Here is a 20,721-nt window from a genome sequence, read left to right on the forward strand (position 1 = left end):
TCAAAGTCATTGAAATATGAAACTACCTAAACATGGTAACACGGTGGTTAAGAGATGTGAGTTTGTTCGAGTTTTGATTGAAATATGGGCTTCGAACAGGCAAATAGGCAGCAAAGCCTTGACGAATTCTGCTGTACTAATTATAGCAAGCCAACTTTTCCGTACAGGGCCGGAGGTGGTTCCGCGTGACTATGTCGTCCGCGACCTGCCGGTTTTAACAGAATGCGCCCAAAAATGAGGGCGCCTACAAATTAAAAGGGTGACCCTCATGGCACGCCGCTGCGAACTTACCGGTAAAGACGTGATGACCGGCAACAACGTGTCTCACGCAAACAACAAGAGCCGTCGTCGGTTCTTGCCAAACCTCTGCAACGTTTCTCTGATGAGCGATACTCTCGGCGAAACCTACAAGCTGCGTATCTCTGCACACGCACTGCGCTCTGTTGAGCACCGTGGTGGTCTGGACGCATTCTTGATGAAAGCTGCAGAAGCTGAGCTTTCTCCAAAAGCACGTCTGCTGCGCACCGAAATCAAGCGTCGTCAGGCAGCTGCTTAATCACATCATTCTTGAAAGGGATTGAGCGTGACTAAGTCGAATACTGCTCGACCACTGGCTCTTGCCATTATGGCAATGACCGCAGTGGTCGTCGCTTCGAACTACCTCGTTCAATTTCCTGTTCAGGGAATGCTCGGGGCTGTTAATCTGGCAGACCTGCTTACATGGGGTGCTTTCACCTATCCGGTGGCATTCCTTGTAACTGATTTGATTAACCGACAGTTTGGTCCTGCTGCTGCGCGCAAAGTCGTGTATGCGGGCTTCGCTGTTGCTGTTGCACTCTCTATCGTTCTGGCAACACCACGCATTGCAATTGCATCAGGAAGTGCATTCCTGATTGCTCAGTTGCTCGATGTGACTGTGTTCCATCGTCTTCGTGATGGTCGCTGGTGGAAGGCTCCTGTGGTCTCCTCCACGCTCGGCACCATGCTCGATACTGCGCTGTTCTTTAGCCTTGCTTTTGCTACACAGTTTGCGTTTCTGGGTTATCACGATGCGTTTGCGGTAGAGGTCGCGCCATTGTTTGGTGTGTTCGCTCTGGAAGTTCCTCGTTGGGTTTCCTGGGCAGTTGGCGACTTCAGCGTGAAGATCCTCGTAGCGATGAGCATGCTTGTTCCTTACCGCATCGCTTTGGGAGTAATCGGCGCGGTACCTGCTCCGCAGCGCGGATAAGCTGATCGTTTTAAAAGAATTTGAGAAGGCATCGGATTTGCTCCGATGCCTTTTTTGCTTTTCAGGGTGCGGTTAAAGCCTGCTTACCTCGGCTTGGACTTGGGCTTAGGAACGATCTTCGCTTCTTTGGGCGCGCGTTCAAACGGTTCTCTGAAAGGATCATTGTCTGTCAGAACAAAGCGCAGCAGGACTGTGCGTTGCAGGAATGATCTGTTGTCATCTGACATGAGGGAGAGAACAGTTTCTCCGAAGGTGTTCTTGTGAACGCTCAGAGCCTCCATGTTGTCAATCTGATAGCTGAAATCAGCGGTCAGGAGCGTCTTTCCTGTATGGAGGTGGTTTGGCCTCAGGTTGGAGCCATCCAGCTGCCTGATGCGCATCCCAAGGCCTTCTGAGAGGTTGAACAGGCGCTCAAGGATCAACAGGTCGCCGTTGGGCAGGAATGCTGCATCCGTGACATCGTAGTTGCCCTGCTTCTTAATCCAGAACTTGCCTTCCTTAGGGCCGCCGATGATCCATGCAGGTCTGTGGTGATCCAGCGACTTTCCACGTTCAGCGATGGTGATAATCGACCCTGATAAGGGAGAGTTTGGTGGGCCAACTGCTACAGACTCAAGACTTTTGTTTCTAGCAAGGCTTCTGATCTCTTTAGGGATCAGCAGGTGCTTTGCGCGCTCTTCGCCTGTTTTCAGGTTCAGAGGATACGTCATAATGCCGCCTTTGCCTTCGTGACTTACGAAGATGCGAGGTGCGCTGGCGGAGCCGCCGATGCTCAGGCCTTCTGTATCGGCTCTGGAAGTCTTTTTGAGTTTTCTACCCTTACTGTCCAGCAAAGTAGCTGTTTCAGCGTTGAGGAGCTTTTGGGGCTTTCCTCGGGATGACTGTGAGAGTTGGCCACGCAGCCAGTGTCCGCGATCTGACACGGCGATGATGTCTGTGCCGTTGTTAAGTGTCAGTAGACCAGAGTAGCCGCCGAAACGCCCATTGGAGCTGCTCAGCTCAAGGCCGCCTAGAAACAGGAGGGGACCGTATTGCTCTGATTGGCCACCGGAGAACTTGAAGCGTTTGATCTCTTTAGAGCGGATTTTCATTGGCTGAAAACCGCTTTGCTGGGCTTCGCTTTCGCTAAAAGGCAAAGAAGCAGCGACTGCAGTTGTTGCTGCGGCCGCTGCTCCTGTCAAAAATATACGTCGAGATAGCTTCATCGGCGTCCGCGACGTCTGCCGTGATCTTGGCTGCTGTGCTCATCAAACAGGTCAGCGAGCTGATCTGTCATAGCGCCTGCCAACTCTTCAGCATCCACGATTGTTACTGCACGTTTGTAATAGCGCGTTACGTCGTGACCAATGCCGATTGCGATCAGTTCGACCGGAGATCTGTTTTCGATCTCGGCGATCACATTACGCAGATGCTTTTCCAGATAGTTGCCTGGGTTCACAGAGAGTGTGCAGTCATCTACCGGTGCGCCGTCTGAGATCATCATCAGGATGCGGCGACGTTCTGGACGAGCAAGCAAACGCTTGTGTGCCCAATCCAGAGCTTCACCGTCGATGTTTTCCTTCAGAAGGCCTTCACGCATCATCAGGCCGAGGTTGCGCTTGGCGCGGCGCCAAGGGGCATCTGCGGACTTGTAAATGATGTGGCGTAGGTCGTTCAGGCGGCCCGGGTTGGATGGTTTGCCATCCTTGAGCCAAGCCTCACGAGACTGGCCACCTTTCCATGCCTTCGTGGTGAAGCCAAGGATCTCCACTTTCACGCCGCAACGTTCCAGTGTACGCGCCAGAATATCTGCGCACGTGGCTGCAACGGTGATCGGGCGACCACGCATGGAACCGGAGTTGTCGAGCACCAGTGTCACGACGGTATCGCGGAACTCGGTATCGTTTTCCCATTTGAACGCAAGAGGTTGCAATGGGTCGATTACGACGCGATGGAGGCGGGCACTGTCGATGATGCCTTCTTCCAGATCGAAGTCCCAGGACCGGCTCTGCTGCGCCATGAGCTTTCGCTGCAGGCGGTTGGCCAGACGGGAGACAGCGCCGGACAAGGATGCCAGCTGTTTATCAAGGAAGCCACGGAGACGATCCAGCTCTTCCTGATCGCAAAGATCTTCGGCAGCGATGATCTCATCGAAGGCCTGTGTGAAGACGCGATACTCATCAGCAGAAGGCTGGTTGGAGAACGGATGATCCCGGCGTTCCTGTTCGCCCGGCTCTTCAGCCTGATCGGACATATCCTCTTCGGAAATGTCCTGCATCTCGCTGTCGACGCCTTCGGTTTCGCCGCTTTCCTGCTCTTCGCCGGAAAGTTCCATCTCCTCAGGAGCGCCTTCCTGATCACCCTGATCTTCCTGCATGTCACCGGACGTATCGGAGCGATCTTCCTGATCTTGCTGGCTTTCGTCGTTGTTCTCGTCGTCGTCCTCTGGCTCTTCACCGAGCTCATCGGCCATGTCGAGAGAGGTGAGGAGATCGCGCATCTGCTTGGCAAATGCGATCTGATCGTCCATGCGAGTAACGAGTTTGTTCAGCTCGTGATCCGCCTTTTCCTCCACGAATGGACGCCAGAGATCGACCATACGCTGAGCACTTTTCGGGACTTCGCGTCCTGTCAGGCGTTCGCGCACCAGCAGAGCGATCGCATCCTGCATCGGCGCTTCGTCTTTGGCGGTGATTTCAGCGAAGTTGCCTTTGAAATAGCGGTCTTCGAGCATGGCGTCGATGTTGTCGCCAGCGCCCGGCATGCGAACAGCACCAAGGGCTTCGACGCGAGCCTGTTCGACTGCGTTGAAGATAGCGCGTGCGTTTTCGCCCTGAGGGACGTGCTTGGAGTGCACTGCCGGATCGTGACAAGCAAGGCGCAATGCCATGGAGTCGCCAAGACCACGGGTGATCGCGACTTCTTCCTTTGTCATCGTACGGGATGGTTCCGGCAGGCGTACGCGCCCGCTGGTCATACCCGGTTTATCCGGTGAGAAAACAACCTCCAGCTCAGGTTCGCCCGCGATGGCCCTGACTGTAGAGCCCATCGCTTGCTTGAATGGCTGGCTGGCAGGTTTGTTCTTACTAGAGGAGTTGCTGGTACCTGCCATGTAACTCCCCTTAGCTCATGACGATGTTTGCCGCTGATTCAGGAAGGTCTTCCCCGAAACAACGCTGGTAGAACTCAGAAACCAGCGCTTGCTCGGTATCGTCACACTTGTTCAGGAAGGTCAGGCGGAAGGCAAAGCCGATATCGCCAAAGATTTCAGCGTTTTCTGACCATGTGATCACTGTACGCGGGCTCATCACGGTAGATAGTTCCCCGTTGATGAAGGCGCTGCGGGTCATATCTGCCACGCGGACCATCTTGGAAACGATGGAGCGGCCTTCTGCGCCGCTGTAGTGCGGAGACTTCGCCAGAACGATCTCTACCTCGTTGTCGTGAGGCAGGTAGTTCAGGGTGGTCACGATAGACCAGCGGTCCATCTGGCCCTGGTTGATCTGCTGTGTACCGTGGTAGAGGCCGGATGTATCGCCAAGGCCGACAGTGTTTGCTGTCGCGAACAGGCGGAAAGCCGGGTGAGGGTGGATCACGCGGTTCTGGTCGAGGAGGGTCAGGCGACCGGAAACCTCAAGAACACGCTGGATCACGAACATCACGTCCGGGCGACCTGCATCGTATTCGTCGAAGAGAGAGCAACGTTGTTCTGCAGCGCCCATGGCAGGATGCCGTCTTTGAATTCGGTTACGGTGTGGCCGTCTTTTACGACGATGGCGTCTTTACCAACCAGGTCGATACGAGAGACGTGGCTATCGAGGTTTACGCGCACACAAGGCCAGTTAAGGCGGGCAGCGACTTGCTCGATGTGGGTTGATTTACCAGTACCGTGGTAGCCGGAGACCATTACGCGGCGGTTTCTTGCAAAACCTGCCAGAATTGCGAGAGTTGTCGCTTTATCAAAGAGGTAGTCCGGATCAACTTCAGGAACATGCTCATTCGGCTCAGCGAATGCTTTCACTTCCATGTCGCTGTCGATGCCAAAGACTTCACGTACAGAAATAGTTTCGGTCGGCAGGGTTTGAGCGGTCTGCATCGTATCTATCATTTTTCCTCCGCGGCCCCACGTCGAAATCGGGGTAATGAAAATCTAGAAAATCATAAGAGATCTGGGAACTAGTCGAACGGATGACCTAGCAGTAACCGGATTTCTTGAGCACGTTGTAGGCCTGAATAATCTCGCGTAGGCGGTCTTCCGAGGAGCGGTCTCCGCCGTTGGCATCAGGGTGATGAATCTTTACCAGCTCTTTATAGCGGGTTTTTATCTCGGCGCCACGGGCAGTTACCCTAAGGTTCAAAGTTTCAAATGACCTTTTCTCAAGTGCCAGCACCTTACGTTGCGGCTCTTGTGGTTGGCGGCGGCCTCCGGCGGCTCCGGCAAAGAAGTCGTGCGGGTCGTTGACGTTGTCTCCACCAATGCTGGAGCGGCTACCATCGCGGGCGTTGGCGGCGTCTGCTTTGGAGTTAACACCCATTTTCCAGGTTGGACGGTGTCCGGTCATGCCTTCGCGCTGATACTGGCGAACGCTGTCGTCATCCATTCCAGAAAAGTAATTATATGATTTGTTGTAGGCCTTTACGTGGTCTACGCAGAAGTGAAAGTATTGGCCTTCCCGGTCGCGACCTTTCGGTGCTTTGTGGGTGCCAGGCTTGTCACAGCCGTCCCATTCGCACTTAGGCCCGTCGGTGTTCTGAGTGCGGTCTTTATTTGACTTAACGCGAATGCTGTCGAAAATGGAGGAAGTTTGCTTCATTTTTCGGTTTTCAGTTGCCTTGCGATTGGAACAGCACCTGCCTTAAAGCAGGTAGCCGGTATAAATAGAAAAAAGTGACCCTGTTAGGCAAGGCCTTGACGACGGTTTCCTTCGTGAGAGATACAGAAAACATGAGCACAAGAGACATCATGATCACTAAACTGGAAGCAGCGTTCAAGCCGCAGCTTCTTGAAGTCACCGACGAATCCGAGAGCCACCGCGGCCATGGCGGCTGGCGCGAAGGGGGACAAACCCACTTCCGGATCAAGATCATATCCACAGCCTTTGAGGGTATGTCCCGCGTCGCTATGCATCGTGCAGTAAACGAATGCGTGGCTGAGGAGATCGCCGGAGGCATTCATGCGCTCGCCATTGAAGCCAAATCTCACTAAGTCATATTTGGTATATTGGCAGCACTAAATCAATGCGGCAAATGGCTAGTACGTTGTAGACATTAGCCTTTCACGCGTTTGCGTTGTTATGTGCGTTGATTTGAGCGCTTTGCGTTATTTCTGCGTTTTTTATTGAACCGCAGAGATAGAAATGGGCCCCGCAGGGCCCATTTTTATTTGGATGCTTTCTTCGCGTCCTGAAGTGGGTTGAGCGCCATCATGCGCAAGCGTGTGATGCGGTTCTTTTCCCGGCTCAGAACTGTGAAGCGGAAGCCGTGAAGGTGAAGATCTGACGCTCTTCAGGGATCATCTTGGCTTCGTGAATAACCAGACCCGCAATCGTGGTTGCTTCGTCGTCTGGCAAGTTCCAGTCGGTTGCGCGGTTGAGATCTCGAATCGGGACTGAACCTTCGACGATGACGGAACCATCTGCCTGAGGTTTGAGGCCTGGCAGTTCGATGTCGTGTTCGTCTGCGATTTCACCGACGATCTCTTCCAGAATGTCTTCCAGCGTGACGAGGCCCATCACTTCGCCGTACTCGTCCACCACGAGGGCGAAGTGGGTTTTGCGCTTCAGGAAGGCGTTAAGCTGGTTTTGCAGGCTGGTGGTGTCCGGTACGAACCACAGCGGGCTCATGACCTTGTCCAGCTCAAACCGCGCCATGTCGCCTTTGAGGTTTGCGATTGCGCGCAGAACGTCTTTAGCGTGGAGCAGGCCGACCATGTTGTCCGGATCATCGCGCCACAGCGGGATACGGGTGAACGGGCTGGCCAGCACTTCTTCCACCAGCTCTTCCGGTGGCAGGTCAGCGTTGAGCGCGAACAGCTTGGTGCGGTGGACCATGACGTCGGAGACTTCCAGCTCCGCCAGATCCAGCAGGCCGCCGATACGGTCTTTGTCTGCTTTGATCAGTCCGCCTTCTTTGTGCTGAAGGTCCAGCGTGCCGCGCAGCTCTTCGTGAGCGGACAGCACAGCGGTGGATTCATCGATGCGGATGCCGAAAATGCGCAGTACAAGGCGAACAATCACCTCGATTGCAGCAACAATCGGACCGAAGACGATGACCAGTACACGAACGACCGGTGCCACACTGAGTGCGAACTTTTCTGCGTTGGCGATGGCCCATGTTTTTGGCAGCACTTCTGAAAAGATCAGAACCATCAAGGTCATAACCAATGTGGCGTAAGCTACACCTGCGTCACCGAAAAGCTTCAGGAACAGGGAGGTTGCCAGTGCGGAGGCCAGAATGTTGACCAGGTTGTTGCCAAGCAGCAGGGCGCCGATGAGGCGCTCTCTGAACTCGATCAGTCCTGCAACAATAGACGCTCTTTTATTCCCGGATTTAACCAGCGCATGCATGCGTGCGCGTGATGCAGCTGTCAGGGCCGTTTCCGACCCGGAAAAAAAGCCCGATAGGACGAGCAAAATTGCAATTGCGACAACGGAAGCCCAAAAAGCGTAGTCCGTCATTTGCCGAGTTTCTCCTCAAGAAACGCGCGGAGGGGTTCCGCGCTTACAGTTTTATCGACATAGGAAGTGCCGATCCCTTTTGTAAGGATAAAAGTGAGCTGACCGCGACTTACTTTTTTGTCCTGTGCGATTAGGTCCATAAAAGTATCAATTGGCGGTAACTGCCCGGGGATTTGATCAATGCGGGTTGGCAGGCCAACGGCTTCCATGTGCGCGATGACACGTTTGGTATCTTCTGCTGGGCACAGGCCAAGCTGCTCAGAAAACTCGTGGGCCAGTACCATGCCGATGGAAACGCCTTCTCCGTGCACCAGTCGTTCAGTCTCATAGGCGACGGCACCTTCCAGCGAGTGGCCGAAGGTGTGGCCGAGATTGAGCAGTGCCCGGTTGCCGGATTCCAGTTCGTCCGCTGCAACAACAGCTGCTTTGGCACGGCAGGAATGTGCAACTGCCTGATCTCGCTCAGGCCCACCAGAGAAGATACCTTCCCAGTTGCTCTCCAGCCATTCGAAGAACTCCGGATCATTGATCAGGCCGTACTTGGCCACTTCTGCATAGCCTGCACGGAAATCACGCGGGCTCAGAGTGTCCAGAACGGACGTGTCCGCCAGCACCAGAGCGGCTGATGGAAGACGCCAAGAAGGTTTTTGCCATGGCGGGAGTTGATGCCGGTTTTGCCGCCAACAGAGCTGTCGACCTGCGCGAGCAGGGTGGTTGGGATCTGCACAAACTTCATGCCACGGCGCACAACGCCGGAGACGAAGCCGGAGAGATCGCCCACAACACCGCCGCCTAAGGCGACAACGGCATCGCCGCGCTCAAGGCGCAGAGCGAGGATGTCATCACACAGGTGCTCGAAGATTTCGAAGCGTTTGGTTTTTTCGCCCGCCGGTACAACAAGCGTGCTGTACTCAACACCTGCAGCTTGGAAGCTTTCTTCCAGTGTCTTCAGATGGAGCTTCTTTACGGTCTCATCTGTGATGATGACTGTTTTGGAACCGGGGAGGCGATTGGAGATTTCTTCTCCGGCGCGTTCAAGCAGATTGCGGCCAATGAGGATTGGATAGCTACGGTCGCCGAGTTCTACATTGACGACTGTGGCTTTATTCTCTTTTGTCACTTTCCAACCTCATTATTTTCAGGTGCCTCATCGGTCAGAGGCGGTAGTCCTTTTTCCAGAGCGATCAGGATTTCTTCCATCACAGCTTCATGGGTCACATCGCGTGACCAGATTGTCATGTCCGCTTCTTCGTAGATCGGATAGCGCTCATCCATCAGCTTTTGCATGGTTGCCTCAGGATCCGCGGTTTGCAGCAATGGCCGGGTTGGGCGCTTGCGCACGCGGGTCATGATGACAGGCAGCTCAGCCTTCATCCAGATGGAGATGCCCTTTTCTTTGATGCGGGAGCGTGTTTCTTCATTGATGAAGGCACCGCCACCTGTTGCGAGGACTTGTGGTCCTTCGTCCAGCAGACGGGCGATGACACGCTTTTCACCTTGCCGAAAGTAGCTTTCACCGTGTTCAGCGAATATCTCTGAGATAGAACGATCTGCCGCTTTTTCAATCTCTGTATCTGCATCAACGAAGTTGAGAGAGAGATATTGTGCCAGACGGCGCCCCACAGTGGATTTGCCGCATCCCATAATGCCAACAAGTACAATCGGCTTATTGCCCAGCGCTTCAAAATATTCTGCTGCCGTTGACGTTTTTTGTCTGACTTTGTGTCGTTTGCCTATCATCGTCCACGCCCTCGCCGATTCATCTACTCTTACTTACGCTTTGACATTATCACACAGTGTCCTGTCAAGGTTCTAGGCTAAGTGTGTTTGATAGGATTTAACGGCTACTTTTCTACAGAATGTGCGGGGTGTGGACCCTGCACTGAGAGGATATCGCGAAATAGGCGGTACACGGAGTGCCTTTGGGTTGAACCTGCACAGTGAAACGGTCTATTTTTGATTGTAAAGTATACTGCTACACCCCACCTCTTTCGGGGTGACTTGAAGCATGAGAGTGAAATGCTTCAAAACCTTATCGTGTCGCGTAGCTTTATCCGAAAACCGACGACCACTTTTCGGAGATGCGCGGTCAAGTTATACGGGAGCATCCGGTTCTGCCATGCCAACATTGACGCGATTGCTGTCTATCATAGGTTTGATCGTTACGGGCGCTGTGCTGAGCATGTACCTGCTCGTCAGCTATGTTGAGCCGGAGCCACGCGAAATCATCGTTGAAATTCAAAAGGAAGGCTTCGAATAGGCTTTTTATGCGTCGAACTCTTGAGACTGAACGCTTTTTTGAAATGCTAAGCGTTGAGCGCGTCAGTGCGTTCAACACGCTGGAAAGCTACCGAACCGATCTGGAAGATTTTGATAGTTTCCTGACTACGCAAGGTGTTGATCTGCTGGCTGTGCAGGTGACAGATGTGCGCGCCTACCTCTCTGATCTGACAGATCGCGGGTTTGCTGCGTCCTCTCAGGCGCGTCGTCTTTCTGCTCTGCGCCAGTTCTATCAGTTCTGCTATGCGGAGGATATTCGTGATGATGATCCGACGCGAACCGTTGCTTCTCCGCGGAAAGCCGCGACTTTGCCGAGTGTTTTGAGCGAGGAAGAGGTGGATCGGCTGATTGGTAAGGCCGAAGAGTTAGCTAATATCACGCATGATAGTGATGCCAAGCAGATCAGAGCTGCGCGCATCTACACTCTGCTGGAAGTTTTGTATGCCACGGGTCTTCGTGTTTCCGAGCTTGTTTCTCTGCCAGTTTCTGCTGCGATCCGTGACAGCCGCCTGATCACCGTGAAAGGCAAGGGCGGTAAGGAGCGCGCTGTTCCGCTGTCGCCCCGGGCGCAGTCTGCCATGGTGGAGTATGTGCGTCTGCGTGCGGCAGTTGGTGCGTATGCAGACAGTGTGTGGCTGTTTCCGTCTCACGGCGAAAGCGGACATTTTACGCGGCAGGCGTTTGGGCGTGATCTGAAGGCGTTGGCTTTGGAAGCGGACATTGACCGCAACAAGGTTTCTCCGCACGTGCTCCGCCACGCCTTTGCATCGCATCTGTTGCAGAACGGCGCTGACCTGCGCGTCGTGCAACAACTGCTCGGCCACGCAGACATCTCCACCACCCAGATCTACACCCACGTCCTGGAAGAGCGCCTGCAAAAGCTCGTGGAAGACCACCATCCGTTGGCGTGAGTACGTCAGTGAACACGCACGTGTAGCGTTGGTGGAAAGCTGCTGAAATTTTTGGGAAGAGAAGAGTGGTGCCCCTGGCCAGACTCGAACTGGCACTTCCGAAGAAATCGGATTTTGAATCCGACGCGTCTACCAGTTCCGCCACAGGGGCAACGGTTGGTAAGGGCGAAATATATCGAGATAGGGTATGGCGTCAATATTTTGATTCAGCTAACCACAGCATTTGTGTTCCTGTAATCATATATATTTACGGGGGATAAAAAGGGCGAGGCCACATTTACAGCCATATTCCTGTGATTGCTGCTGTTGATTGGGGTAGGAGTCCAGCGTGGGGCCGTTATTGAATGTTACCGCACGGTGAAATGAACTGTATTCTTCGACTGAATGATTGATTGTTTGGAGCACTGCTGACTTATGCTGCGTCGCCTTTATGACTGGACCCTTTCTCTTGCTGCCGGACCGCGTGCCCCTCATGCACTGAGCGCAGTTGCTTTTGCTGAGAGCTCTGTCTTTCCGCTGCCGCCGGATCTGCTGCTTATTCCGATGTGTGTGAGCAAGCGTCATCGGGCGTGGTTTTATGCCGGGCTGTGCACCATTGCTTCTGTGTTGGGTGGTTTGCTGGGCTATCTGATTGGTGCCGTGTTGTTTGAGGAAGTGGCAAAGCCTATCCTCGCGTTCTACGGCTACATGGATAAATTCGACCAGTTTGCGCAGATCTTTGATGATTGGGGCTGGTGGTTTGTGTTTATCGCTGGTTTGACGCCATTTCCGTACAAAGTAATTACTATTGCGAGTGGCGTTTTTGCTCTGAATCTTCCAGTGTTCATCGTGGCGAGCATCGTTTCGCGCGGTATCCGCTTCTTTGTCGTGGCAGGGTTGTTGTACCTGTTTGGCCCGGCTATTCGGGATTTCATCGAGAAGCGGCTTGCGCTGGTGTTCACTGTGTTTGTGGTGCTGCTGGTGGGTGGCTTCGCTCTGATAAAGTTTATCTAGCTGCTGGCGTTTTGTGAGACGCAACAGCCGCCTTGTTCGTTGTGATCGTGCGGGTTTGCCGGAGACAGAGGGTTTCCGGAAGCTCGCCGGAGAGGTTAACTGGAAATGCTAGGACGCTTTTTTGCGCTGCTTCTGAAAGACCCGCTCACCTCTGGTGCTGCGCTGGTGACACTGGGAAGTGCCACTGCATTGGCAACTGCGTGGGGTTTTGAGCTTATTGGCGGCTTCAAGCCATGCCCGCTGTGTCTCATTCAGCGTAACCCTTATTATGCTGGTCTGGTGCTGGGTATTCTGGCGCTGATCTTCACCCGTATCGAGAAGCTGCGCTGGGTTTCCGTGCTGGCGCTGCTGGGGGCTACTGGTGGCTTCCTGTATGGCGGCGGTGTTGGCTTCTATCAGGCTGGCGCGGAGTGGGAACTTTGGCTTGGCCCGAATGACTGTGCCGCTGGCGGCAGCATGGAGCTGGGGTCCGCTGCGAATATGCTGCAGAGCCTTGCAACCACCAAAGTGGTGAGCTGCTCTGTTGCTCAGTTCCGCATCTTCGGCCTGTCGTTTGCTGGCCTGAACGTGATCTACGCGACTGCCATGAGCATCATTGCCGTGTGCGGTCTGGTGCTGCCACGCAAGCGGTAAGTCTCAGTGATCTGATGATATGAAAAAAGCCCGGGGCTCTACGCAACCCCGGGCTTTTTTGTAGGCTTGTAAGAAAGAGGGCTTAGCCTTCTTCTTTGCCGTAGCGCTCGATGCTTTCTACGATGAGGCGCTTTGCCTCTTCAGCACCGTGAATGCCGGTGATCTTAACCCACTTGTTCGGCTCCAGATCTTTGTAGTGCTCGAAGAAGTGCTCGATCTGCTTGATGGTGATTTCAGGCAGGTCTTCGATGGTGTGTACGGACTCATAACGGCGGGTCAGCTTGCTGCTTGGGACAGCAATGATCTTTTCATCCTGGCCGGACTCGTCTTCCATGATCAGAACGCCGATCGGACGGCAGCTCATGACAGCGCCTGGAACGATTGGACGCTGGTTCACAACAACAACGTCGATTGGGTCGCCATCACCGCACAGGGTGTGTGGAACGAAGCCGTAGTTGCCTGGGTAACGCATAGGGGTGTAGAGGAAGCGATCGACGTACATTGCGCCGGATTCTTTTTCCATCTCGTATTTGATCGGCTCACCACCAACTGGAACTTCAATAATAACATTGATGTCCTCAGGCGGGTTCTTACCGACGGGAATACGATCGATACGCATTTATGTATACTCCAATTTCATTTGCTGCCTGTATTACAGGGGCACCGGCGTCTTGCAAGATATATTTCGCTGTTGAGCTTGCGTAATTCGTCCAAGTAATTTCTGACGAATAACTCTGGGATAAGTGGGTGCTTGATGTTGAAGAATTTTCAGTTCCTCATTGTTGCCATGACCGGAATTTTTATGTGCAGTCAGGCTTGGGCTGAGAGTGTTTATTCCACCCTTGATTTGAACGAGACCTGCAAGCTTCAGGAAGTGACCTCTGATCGTGCAGAGGGCTCTGCCGTGTGGATGTGTCAGGGGTATAACGGTATCCCCGTGTATGTAGCTGAAGGCGACCTGCGGTTCTTCGTTAGTTTTGGTGATATGGCGCGGGACGAGCCCGCTGCCACGCAGGGCCTGAGCCCGTGGAACCGGCTCGGCACCACCATCGAGTGGGTGCTGGAGGGCGGCGAGCCTGTGGCGACCATTTTGCGGTGGCATACGGATATTCCGGCGGATGTTGCTGGTGCTGAAAAAGCGGATGCGGATGGGTTTTATCGCGGACAGGTGCTGGTGATCACGCAGCTGGGGCAGGGCAAGACCTGTCACATCGGCTACGTGGATGCGCGCGCTGCCAAGGATGCGAACAAGCTGGCGCGGGATGCGGCCGGACTTCTGGCGGGTATATGGGATTGTACAAGCCAGCCGAAACTACTTGGAGGTGGTGGTCTTTCCCTCGGCCTCACTGAATAAGACCCCGCGAATTCTCGCAGCAATAAGTTGTAGGGGGAAGCGGTTCGGTTCTCCTTCAGCACTGTGACGAGTGGGTCAATGGGGGGTAGGGGTGAGAGTCATCACCACAGCTCCACAGAACCGAACCTGCTTGGGCAACAACGATAATTTGGCTGGCATTCGTGGCTCCTCAATGACCCAATTGGGGCGAAATAGAGAAACTACTGTGACAATTTTAGCGTGTACTCTGAATTCTGAGGGGTACCTTTGCCGGGCAACAAAAAGTGCCTGACTTGCGTTCTTTCAGGCTTTGCCGCAGGATGGACGGATTATGTGGTAAAATGGGTTTGTCGATGGCTTGAAGTGTGTCGCGGATTTCCAAAATCACGCTGCGTGCTCAACCAGATTGCCCCGGTGCAAACGCGGATGAGGGAGCTGAGCTTCGTCTTTCCAGCGGGTGCCTGACCACAGGATCTGAACGCGGGAGGCCTTCATGAGTGAAGGGGATGATATTGCAATAGTGTCGGGGAGCGTTCGCTCTCTTGATGGTAGCTCAAACAGCACTGCCGTTAAACGAAAACCGAACCTCCCGAAACCGATAGTTGCTTTTCATCGAACGGAACTCGATCAGATCCTCAGGCTGTACGGGCGCATGGTTGCCAGTGGCGAGTGGCGCGATTACGCCATCGGCCACGGAACAGACAAGGCGATCTTCGCCATCTTCCGCCGCTCCAGCGAAATGCCGCTTTACCGAATTGAAAAAGACCCCAAACTTGCCCGCAAACAAGGCGCCTACTGTGTTGTTGGCGCTGGCGGCATGATCCTCAAACGCGGCCACGATCTGGCCAACGTACTCAAAGTGCTTGAAAAGAAAAAGCATCTGCGTGTGGTGGAGTGATCAGGCTGTTAAGCTGTCTGAGGATGCTGGTGCCGCCGGTGAGCATTTGCTGATGTGAAGCGCGAAAGGCGTGAAGCGATGGGTTGGTCTCGATTTGCATTGCTTCTCCTTGTCCTCGTGGATGTTATGGGGCAAGGGATGATCTTTCCGATCGTCAACACCCTCGTGCTGGTGCCGGGCAGTACCTTTGTTCCCCGTGGAGATTCCCTAGCTATCCGGGAGATTGATTTCAGTCTTTTGACGGCGGCGTTCTACATCAGCTGGTTTTTTGGTGGCGCTTATATCTCCAAGCTTTCAGACTACATCGGGCGTAAGAAGGCCATTCTTGTTTGCCTGTTTGGCGCTTTGTTCGGATACGGGCTGGCTGTTGTTGCGCTGCTTTGGTCCAATCTGCCATTGCTTGTGCTGGCGCGTGCGATTACCGGGTTTTCTGCTGGCAATCAGCCAATTGCGCAAGCGGCTCTTGTTGATCTCAGCACCACGAGTGCCGAGAGAAACCGGAATATGGGGTATGTGACGGCGGCGATTGCCCTTGGTTTGATCATCGGGCCGCTGTTTGCAGGAACGCTCAGTGATCCCTCGATCATGGGTGGGTATGCTTCGCTGGAACTGCCTTTTTACGCGGCGCTGGTGCTGATCCTGATCAACATTGTTCTGATCATTATTTTCTTTGAGGAGACAAATCAGACACGGCGTAAGATAGATTTTGGCCTGTCGGAGGTGTTTCTCGTTCTTTGGCGGGCGCATTCTCGGCCAACAATCCTGAAGCTGTGTGCTGTGTTTCTTTTTGTCGAGGTGGGGCTGAGTGCCTTTTACATCTACCTCAACAACTACATGGTGCTGCGCTTTGGGTTCGATACCCTGCAGAACAGCATTCTCATGATCATTTTCGGATCGGTTCTGGCGCTTGTCAGTTCGCTTTTGGTGGGGCCAATATCGCAGCGGTTTTCGAAGGTGGCGACCATTGTTGTGAGCGTGACTGTGATGGGCGTCGGGCTGCTGGTCTTTACGGTGAACGACGTGGCGTGGCTGTCTTACTTCCTGACGGTGCCTATCGTTGCGGCCTTTGCGCTGACCCTGCCGCTCATGTTCTCTTTGTTTTCTGCCGCCGTTGATGAAAGCGAGCAGGGCTGGATTATGGGGATCACCATTTCAAGCTCAACAGGCGGCCAGTTCATCCTTGCTATTGCCGGCGCCTCGTTGATGACAGCCAACATCCATGGCGTGTTCATCGCCGGTATCACCTGCTTCGCCATCGCCCTTGGCCTCATTTTCCTCCTCTGGCGCCAACCGGATATTCGGGCTTTGGATTATGGGTAGGCGCTGATTTCTGCCAGTTAGCATTTGCTGGATTGGAGGTTTCTTCGCTGTCTTTGACGAGTGGCTCGTTTGACAGCGAAGACCAGATTGTATTTGAGCAGCCTAAGAGGCTGAACTCATGAACTGACTGCCCGCTCTTTTGAAACCCGCTCAAGCTTCTGAGAAGGCTTGCCAGAGTTCTTCTACTGGCTCGCATCCCACGGACAAACGGATAAAGGCGGGGCCTACTGCATCTCCCCAGCGGGCGCGGCGTTCTGCTGAGCTGTGAACTCCGCCAAAGGAGGTCGCAGGGCGCAGGAGTGCACATGAGTTGATGAACTCTTCAGCCTGAGCTTCCGTCTCAAGGGTGAAGGAGATGAGGAAACCAAAACGCATTTGTTGAGTTTTGGCCAGCGTGTGGGCTGGGTCGTTTTCTAAGCCCGGGAAGCGGATGGATTTGACAGCAGGATGCTTTGCAAGGCGTTCTGCCAGAAGGGCCGCAGAGTTACACATCCGATCATAACGCACATCCAGCGTTTCCAGACCACGATGCAGCAGCCATGCTTCTTGTGGGCCAGGAATGCAGCCGGAAAACTTGCGCCACTCTTCGACAGCATCGAAGATCTCAGTGTTTCGAGTGGCGACATGACCCATCAGAGCGTCTGAATGACCTGCCATGGATTTGGTGTCCGAGGAAACAACGATATCGACCCCGTAATCCAATGGACGCTGGCCAAGCGGCGTGAGGGTTGTGTTGTCACAGATTGTGATGCCACCTGCATCGCTTACGGCAGACGCGATTGCTGACATATCCAGTAGGTCGAGGCCCGGATTTGAGGGCGTTTCCAGAAACACGACGTTGAACCCCTCAAAGCCGCCTGTGGTGAACTCAGCAGTGTCGCGCTCAAAGACTTCAACGCCAAACTTTGCCAGAAACTGGCTGGAGAGGATGCGGGTCACATAGTAGCCATCTGCCGGGACGAGCAATCGATCGCCTGCTTTGAGCGTTGCGAAGAGGGCTGCTGAAATTGCTGCCATTCCGGATGGAAAACAAAGGCAAGGCGCTGCTTCGAGATGGGCGAGAGCATGTTCCAGTTGGGTCCATGTTGGGTTGCTGACACGTCCGTAGTTTGGGAAGTCTTCGGGCAATCCTGGAAGATGGTACATGGAGCTTTGCACCAGAGGTAACGCAATTGGCTCACCCTTAGACAGGTTCTGACCGCGAAGATGCAGGAACTCGCCCATGTTTGGTGAAGTGCGTTGTGTCATGCGGAATCTCCCATTGGATCGTGTCAGCGCGCGTTCCGCACTGAGTTGTTGTTTATGCTGGCCTTTATGAGGGGGGCTCAACGGTCATTGCAGTGATGGTAATGTACGCGTTACAGAGTTGTCTATCTTCCTATCAAATAGGAGAAAGCATCCCTTTGATGAGCAGCGTATTTTCAGCTTAACACGTTGGTTTTTTCAATAGGCGGCTCGCTCTATCACGAGGCGCTGAACGTTATGCCAAAGCGTTCTTCAGCCGTGTGGTGGCGATGAGTTTGGGGAGGCGCCAGATGATGGGGATGGAGACGAGGACGGCAAGGAGGATGTAGTAGACAGGGGCGTAATCCCTGCCGGTCTGGTTGACCAGATAGGTGGCGACGATGGGAGTGGTGCCGCCAAAGAGGGCCATGCTCAGATTATATCCCAGAGCTACCACACTGCATCGCAGATGATCCGGGGCCATCAGGGTAAGGGCTGTGATGGAGAGTGCCCAGCCGACTGTGCTTGTCAGGGTGAGGCCGAACTGGCCGAGAAAGACAGAGGCCGTGTCTGGGCGGAGCATGAGCCACCAGCATGGGCCTGCCAGTATGAATGTTGCAACAGCTCCTGCCAGAAAAGCTGGCCGTAAGCCGAACCGGTCTGCAGCTAGTCCGCAAACGGGAATGAACAGAGCCATCACGACCAGATTAAGCGTTGTGACGTTGAGCGCTGCTGATGAGCCAAAGTTTGGGTCAGCGCTCAGATATGACACTGCGTAGACGTAAATCACGAAGTAGATCACCGCTGTTGGGATGAGCAGTAAGATCATCTGCCCGATCAAGGCGGAATGATCTCGCAGGCTTTGCCAGACTGGTGAGCCTTGATCTGACTGGTTTTTGACCAGCACAGTGTCAGTGATGTGCCGCCTGATGATTGCGCTGAAGAGGGCGACCAGTGTGCCGAATGCAAAAGCCACGCGCCATCCCCAGTCCGCCATCTGATCTGCAGTAAGCAAGAGGCTGATGCCAGCGGGGACTGCAGAGCCTATGAGGCAACCGGAGATCATGGCGCAGGCGATCCATGCGCCTGTGAGTGCACGGCGTTCCGGTTCAGCCTGTTCTACCAGAAGGACGCCTGAGGCGGTGTATTCTCCGGCCACGGCAATGCCCTGGATGATCCTGATCAGGACGAGAAGAACTGCTGCGGTGATGCCGATCTGATGAAATGTGGGCAGCAGCGCAATGGCGAGGGAGCCTCCGCCCATCAACAGGACAGAGATCATCATGGCGGCCTTTCTGCCGACACGGTCTCCGATATGGCCGAAGATGACACTGCCGATCGGTCGTGCGGCATAGCCGACAGCCAGCACGGCGAATGTGGAGAGGACGGAGGCAACCCGGTTTTCTAGCGGGAAGAACTGGGTGGCCAACGTGGCGGTGAGGAAGCCGTAGACCGTGAAGTCGTACCACTCCAGAACATTGCCACTCGCTGCTGCGATGATTGAGCGGGGTGGCAGTCTCTGTTGTGATCCGGACATTCAACAACCCTTTGCCGAGATAGCTCGAAGCCGTGGCTGGCGAGCTCGTTACACAACACTGCTTAGCAGCATTCCCTTACGGAAAAGGTATCGTGGTGTTTGGTGTGCCTTACTTTGCCAGCATGGGGTAGGTGAAGAACAGGATGTGGGTGAGGTTGACGAGGAAGTGGACGGCGATGGCGGCTTCTACGCGGCCTGATTTCCAGAAGGTAGCGCCGTAGAACAGGCCTGCAACGAAAGAGAAGGCGGCGTATGGCAGGCCGCCTTCCAGATGGTAGTAGGCGAAGTGGAGGGAGGAGATCACCAGAGCGGCGGTGCCTGCCCAGAAGCTGCGGCCCAGCTTCTCCATGATCTGGCCCATGATGAACTGGCGGAAGAATGCCTCTTCTGCCACGCAGGTGAACAGCAGGTTGGCGAACATCCAGACTGGCAGGAAAGACACCAGTTTCGGGTCGAGTACCACCAGTCCGGCGGCATAGGTTGCGCCGATGAGGACGGCTGCTGTTGGGATGAAGAACAGCAGCGTAATACGCAGACTGCGGAGCCATTCCTTTGCTGAGCGCATGCGCGGGGCGGCGAAGAGGAACAGTAGGAAGCCGAGCGCGGCCTTATCGAAGTTCAGATACAGCGAGTATGGCACGGCATCCGGGCTGGTCTTCACATCAGAGAGAACCTGCAGATTGTGAAAGCCGGGGGCTTCGTGCTTCATGACGAGATGGCCTGCCAGCAGCAACAGAGCGACCATCACATAATAGAGCCAGACAGGGTGTTTTTGCTTGAAGAGGAAAGCACTGACCACGGCCCAACTGAGGACGAGCAGAAGGCCTGTTGTGTTTAGTATGCCTGCGATCACCGCTAAAATCAGAGAGAGCGCGATTAAAGCAAGTGGCACCCTTGGTTGGGTGATGAAAGGGACGCTTGCAATGGCAAGGCCGAGAATAAGATAAGCACTCAATGAAAGCGGCATGATGAAACTTTTGGGTGTCGCAATAAGCAGAAAATGAGTTGCTTTAGAGAGTGAGGTAAAGCTGCCGCTAAGTCAAATGTGCAGAAGGCATCGCCCGGCTGGAGCTGATGAGGCTGTGTACCGGGAGATGCTGAGATGTTTGGTTTGGGAATGATCTGGCGTGTTAAACCAGAATTTCTTCTTTCAGGCTGCTGACGAACCCAACTGTATCGTTGAACTCAGCCTCTGGCAGGCTGAAGGATTCCAGTGTGGCTTTGAGGTGGCCGAGGAAGGCTTCCCAGTCAGCTTCGGTGATGCCCATGCCTTTGTGGGTGAGGACCATGTCGCGGCCGGTGTAATAGAGTGGTCCGCCTGCGCTGTTGGCGAGATAATCAATGAGCAGCTGCTTTTCGCGTGCGATCCCATCTTCACCGCGGTTCTGCCAGAACCGTGCGAGGAGGTCATCACTTTGAAGGCGAGGGAGCAGGTTGTCGACGACCGCAGAAATTGCGTCATAGCCGCCGAGGCGTTCGTACAAAGTCTTGTTACTCATAATCAGGCCTTTTGTCCTAGGGGGTTAAAAGGCTGAGATTAAACAGGATTTAGGTATTTCTACTTGATAAATGTTAAGTCTGCATATTTGGCTGAAATGGGTGGTGAGCTGGCTTGTTGTGTTGAGCCTCTGAAATTTAACTACCTGTATTTACTTGGTTTTTCTGTATGGTGGTTTGCCTGAAGGATGTGAAATGTGACGTTCTTTGG

General features: G+C 54.1%; 19 protein-coding genes, 1 tRNA gene and 3 pseudogenes. 10 read left to right on the forward strand and 13 right to left on the reverse strand.

Annotation, left to right across the window (positions count from 1 at the left end; all coding sequences use genetic code 11):
• Window positions 1–268: 268 nt before the first annotated feature.
• Together rpmB and JCM12308_RS25990 are read left to right on the forward strand one after the other, a co-directional pair.
• On the forward strand, window positions 269–556 hold the full coding sequence (gene rpmB, locus JCM12308_RS25985) for a 50S ribosomal protein L28 (RefSeq protein WP_008550259.1): 288 nt from the start codon (window positions 269–271) through the stop codon (window positions 554–556).
• A gap of 69 nt (window positions 557–625) precedes the next feature.
• Window positions 626–1,228 carry a VUT family protein gene (locus JCM12308_RS25990; RefSeq protein ID WP_008550233.1) on the forward strand — a complete coding sequence of 201 codons (603 nt, stop codon included), beginning with the start codon at window positions 626–628 and terminating at the stop codon, window positions 1,226–1,228.
• 83 nt (window positions 1,229–1,311) lie between these two features.
• On the opposite strand, the gene JCM12308_RS25995 is transcribed toward JCM12308_RS25990, so the two are convergent.
• From JCM12308_RS25995 to JCM12308_RS26010, 4 genes and pseudogenes are all read right to left on the reverse strand, one after another.
• Entirely contained in the window at window positions 1,312–2,319 is a 1,008-nt protein-coding gene (locus JCM12308_RS25995) for an esterase-like activity of phytase family protein (RefSeq protein ID WP_208608874.1), read from the reverse strand.
• A gap of 110 nt (window positions 2,320–2,429) precedes the next feature.
• Entirely contained in the window at window positions 2,430–4,319 is a 1,890-nt protein-coding gene (gene cobT / locus JCM12308_RS26000) for a cobaltochelatase subunit CobT (protein ID WP_008550628.1), read from the reverse strand.
• 10 nt (window positions 4,320–4,329) lie between these two features.
• A pseudogene (gene cobS, locus JCM12308_RS26005) lies at window positions 4,330–5,303 on the reverse strand (cobaltochelatase subunit CobS).
• 97 nt (window positions 5,304–5,400) lie between these two features.
• Entirely contained in the window at window positions 5,401–6,021 is a 621-nt protein-coding gene (locus tag JCM12308_RS26010; protein WP_008550542.1) for a J domain-containing protein, read from the reverse strand.
• A 131-nt stretch (window positions 6,022–6,152) separates the two neighbouring features.
• Between JCM12308_RS26010 and JCM12308_RS26015 the strand changes: the two genes are divergently transcribed.
• Window positions 6,153–6,413 (forward strand): BolA family protein, encoded by a 261-nt coding sequence (locus JCM12308_RS26015; RefSeq protein WP_008550622.1) that lies wholly within the window; start codon window positions 6,153–6,155, stop codon window positions 6,411–6,413.
• Window positions 6,414–6,586: 173 nt separating this feature from the next.
• Here JCM12308_RS26015 and JCM12308_RS26020 read toward each other — a convergent pair.
• The 3 genes and pseudogenes from JCM12308_RS26020 to JCM12308_RS26030 form a co-directional block, all read right to left on the reverse strand.
• Window positions 6,587–7,884: pseudogene (locus tag JCM12308_RS26020) on the reverse strand (HlyC/CorC family transporter).
• Window positions 7,881–9,004, reverse strand: a pseudogene (gene aroB / locus JCM12308_RS26025) (3-dehydroquinate synthase). The pseudogenes JCM12308_RS26020 and aroB overlap by 4 nt, the downstream one beginning before the upstream one ends.
• Window positions 9,001–9,624 (reverse strand): shikimate kinase, encoded by a 624-nt coding sequence (locus JCM12308_RS26030; protein WP_054785595.1) that lies wholly within the window; start codon window positions 9,622–9,624, stop codon window positions 9,001–9,003. Before JCM12308_RS26030 ends, aroB begins: the two are co-directional and overlap by 4 nt.
• 379 nt (window positions 9,625–10,003) lie before the next feature.
• On the opposite strand from JCM12308_RS26030, the gene JCM12308_RS28425 reads away from it, so the two are divergent.
• Window positions 10,004–10,144 carry a hypothetical protein gene (locus JCM12308_RS28425; protein WP_008550317.1) on the forward strand — a complete coding sequence of 47 codons (141 nt, stop codon included), beginning with the start codon at window positions 10,004–10,006 and terminating at the stop codon, window positions 10,142–10,144.
• A gap of 7 nt (window positions 10,145–10,151) precedes the next feature.
• The gene (locus tag JCM12308_RS26035) at window positions 10,152–11,075 is read left to right on the forward strand and encodes a site-specific tyrosine recombinase XerD (protein WP_037037324.1); all 924 of its coding nucleotides are present in this window, start codon (window positions 10,152–10,154) and stop codon (window positions 11,073–11,075) included.
• 66 nt (window positions 11,076–11,141) lie between these two features.
• Here JCM12308_RS26035 and JCM12308_RS26040 read toward each other — a convergent pair.
• A tRNA-Leu gene (locus JCM12308_RS26040) sits at window positions 11,142–11,226 on the reverse strand.
• 263 nt (window positions 11,227–11,489) lie between these two features.
• Here JCM12308_RS26040 and JCM12308_RS26045 point away from each other — a divergent pair.
• Window positions 11,490–12,068, forward strand: coding sequence for a YqaA family protein (locus tag JCM12308_RS26045; protein ID WP_054785596.1), 579 nt, complete (start codon window positions 11,490–11,492; stop codon window positions 12,066–12,068).
• Window positions 12,069–12,173: 105 nt separating this feature from the next.
• Window positions 12,174–12,701: a disulfide bond formation protein B gene (locus JCM12308_RS26050; RefSeq protein WP_054785597.1), complete on the forward strand. Its 528-nt coding sequence runs from the start codon at window positions 12,174–12,176 to the stop codon at window positions 12,699–12,701.
• 82 nt (window positions 12,702–12,783) lie between these two features.
• On the opposite strand, the gene ppa is transcribed toward JCM12308_RS26050, so the two are convergent.
• Complete coding sequence (ppa, locus tag JCM12308_RS26055; RefSeq protein ID WP_008550487.1) at window positions 12,784–13,320, reverse strand: inorganic diphosphatase; 537 nt, start codon at window positions 13,318–13,320, stop codon at window positions 12,784–12,786.
• 135 nt (window positions 13,321–13,455) lie between these two features.
• On the opposite strand from ppa, the gene JCM12308_RS26060 reads away from it, so the two are divergent.
• The 3 genes from JCM12308_RS26060 to JCM12308_RS26070 all read left to right on the forward strand — a co-directional run bounded on the left by JCM12308_RS26060 (window position 13,456) and on the right by JCM12308_RS26070 (window position 16,252).
• Window positions 13,456–14,055 (forward strand): hypothetical protein, encoded by a 600-nt coding sequence (locus tag JCM12308_RS26060; protein WP_054785598.1) that lies wholly within the window; start codon window positions 13,456–13,458, stop codon window positions 14,053–14,055.
• A 472-nt stretch (window positions 14,056–14,527) separates the two neighbouring features.
• On the forward strand, window positions 14,528–14,932 hold the full coding sequence (locus JCM12308_RS26065; RefSeq protein ID WP_054785599.1) for a DUF2794 domain-containing protein: 405 nt from the start codon (window positions 14,528–14,530) through the stop codon (window positions 14,930–14,932).
• Between the two features lie 78 nt (window positions 14,933–15,010).
• Window positions 15,011–16,252, forward strand: coding sequence for an MFS transporter (locus JCM12308_RS26070; RefSeq protein WP_054785605.1), 1,242 nt, complete (start codon window positions 15,011–15,013; stop codon window positions 16,250–16,252).
• Window positions 16,253–16,402: 150 nt separating this feature from the next.
• Here JCM12308_RS26070 and JCM12308_RS26075 read toward each other — a convergent pair whose 3' ends face one another.
• From JCM12308_RS26075 to JCM12308_RS26090, 4 genes are all read right to left on the reverse strand, one after another.
• Entirely contained in the window at window positions 16,403–17,500 is a 1,098-nt protein-coding gene (locus JCM12308_RS26075) for a cystathionine gamma-lyase (RefSeq protein WP_054785600.1), read from the reverse strand.
• 232 nt (window positions 17,501–17,732) lie between these two features.
• The gene (locus tag JCM12308_RS26080) at window positions 17,733–19,013 is read right to left on the reverse strand and encodes an MFS transporter (protein ID WP_054785601.1); all 1,281 of its coding nucleotides are present in this window, start codon (window positions 19,011–19,013) and stop codon (window positions 17,733–17,735) included.
• A 109-nt stretch (window positions 19,014–19,122) separates the two neighbouring features.
• A complete protein-coding gene (locus tag JCM12308_RS26085; protein WP_054785602.1) occupies window positions 19,123–19,980 on the reverse strand; it encodes a CPBP family intramembrane glutamic endopeptidase in 858 nt (285 codons plus the stop codon).
• A gap of 163 nt (window positions 19,981–20,143) precedes the next feature.
• Window positions 20,144–20,512, reverse strand: coding sequence for a group I truncated hemoglobin (locus tag JCM12308_RS26090; protein WP_014283037.1), 369 nt, complete (start codon window positions 20,510–20,512; stop codon window positions 20,144–20,146).
• Window positions 20,513–20,721 lie beyond the last annotated feature (209 nt).

The sequence above is a fragment of the Pseudovibrio denitrificans JCM 12308 genome (assembly GCF_001310815.1).
In the GTDB taxonomy this organism is placed as follows: domain Bacteria; phylum Pseudomonadota; class Alphaproteobacteria; order Rhizobiales; family Stappiaceae; genus Pseudovibrio; species Pseudovibrio denitrificans.

Bases quoted from the DNA above. Each gene is read 5' to 3' on its own strand.
- rpmB (WP_008550259.1), top strand. From the start codon at position 269: ATGGCACGCCGCTGCGAACTTACCGGTAAAGACGTGATGACCGGCAAC.
- JCM12308_RS25990 (WP_008550233.1), top strand. From the start codon at position 626: ATGGCAATGACCGCAGTGGTCGTCGCTTCGAACTACCTCGTTCAATTT.
- JCM12308_RS25995 (WP_208608874.1), bottom strand. From the start codon at position 2,319: ATGAAAATCCGCTCTAAAGAGATCAAACGCTTCAAGTTCTCCGGTGGC.
- cobT (WP_008550628.1), bottom strand. From the start codon at position 4,319: ATGGCAGGTACCAGCAACTCCTCTAGTAAGAACAAACCTGCCAGCCAG.
- JCM12308_RS26010 (WP_008550542.1), bottom strand. From the start codon at position 6,021: ATGAAGCAAACTTCCTCCATTTTCGACAGCATTCGCGTTAAGTCAAAT.
- JCM12308_RS26015 (WP_008550622.1), top strand. From the start codon at position 6,153: ATGAGCACAAGAGACATCATGATCACTAAACTGGAAGCAGCGTTCAAG.
- JCM12308_RS26030 (WP_054785595.1), bottom strand. From the start codon at position 9,624: ATGATAGGCAAACGACACAAAGTCAGACAAAAAACGTCAACGGCAGCA.
- JCM12308_RS28425 (WP_008550317.1), top strand. From the start codon at position 10,004: ATGCCAACATTGACGCGATTGCTGTCTATCATAGGTTTGATCGTTACG.
- JCM12308_RS26035 (WP_037037324.1), top strand. From the start codon at position 10,152: ATGCGTCGAACTCTTGAGACTGAACGCTTTTTTGAAATGCTAAGCGTT.
- JCM12308_RS26045 (WP_054785596.1), top strand. From the start codon at position 11,490: ATGCTGCGTCGCCTTTATGACTGGACCCTTTCTCTTGCTGCCGGACCG.
- JCM12308_RS26050 (WP_054785597.1), top strand. From the start codon at position 12,174: ATGCTAGGACGCTTTTTTGCGCTGCTTCTGAAAGACCCGCTCACCTCT.
- ppa (WP_008550487.1), bottom strand. From the start codon at position 13,320: ATGCGTATCGATCGTATTCCCGTCGGTAAGAACCCGCCTGAGGACATC.
- JCM12308_RS26060 (WP_054785598.1), top strand. From the start codon at position 13,456: ATGTTGAAGAATTTTCAGTTCCTCATTGTTGCCATGACCGGAATTTTT.
- JCM12308_RS26065 (WP_054785599.1), top strand. From the start codon at position 14,528: ATGAGTGAAGGGGATGATATTGCAATAGTGTCGGGGAGCGTTCGCTCT.
- JCM12308_RS26070 (WP_054785605.1), top strand. From the start codon at position 15,011: ATGGGTTGGTCTCGATTTGCATTGCTTCTCCTTGTCCTCGTGGATGTT.
- JCM12308_RS26075 (WP_054785600.1), bottom strand. From the start codon at position 17,500: ATGACACAACGCACTTCACCAAACATGGGCGAGTTCCTGCATCTTCGC.
- JCM12308_RS26080 (WP_054785601.1), bottom strand. From the start codon at position 19,013: ATGTCCGGATCACAACAGAGACTGCCACCCCGCTCAATCATCGCAGCA.
- JCM12308_RS26085 (WP_054785602.1), bottom strand. From the start codon at position 19,980: ATGCCGCTTTCATTGAGTGCTTATCTTATTCTCGGCCTTGCCATTGCA.
- JCM12308_RS26090 (WP_014283037.1), bottom strand. From the start codon at position 20,512: ATGAGTAACAAGACTTTGTACGAACGCCTCGGCGGCTATGACGCAATT.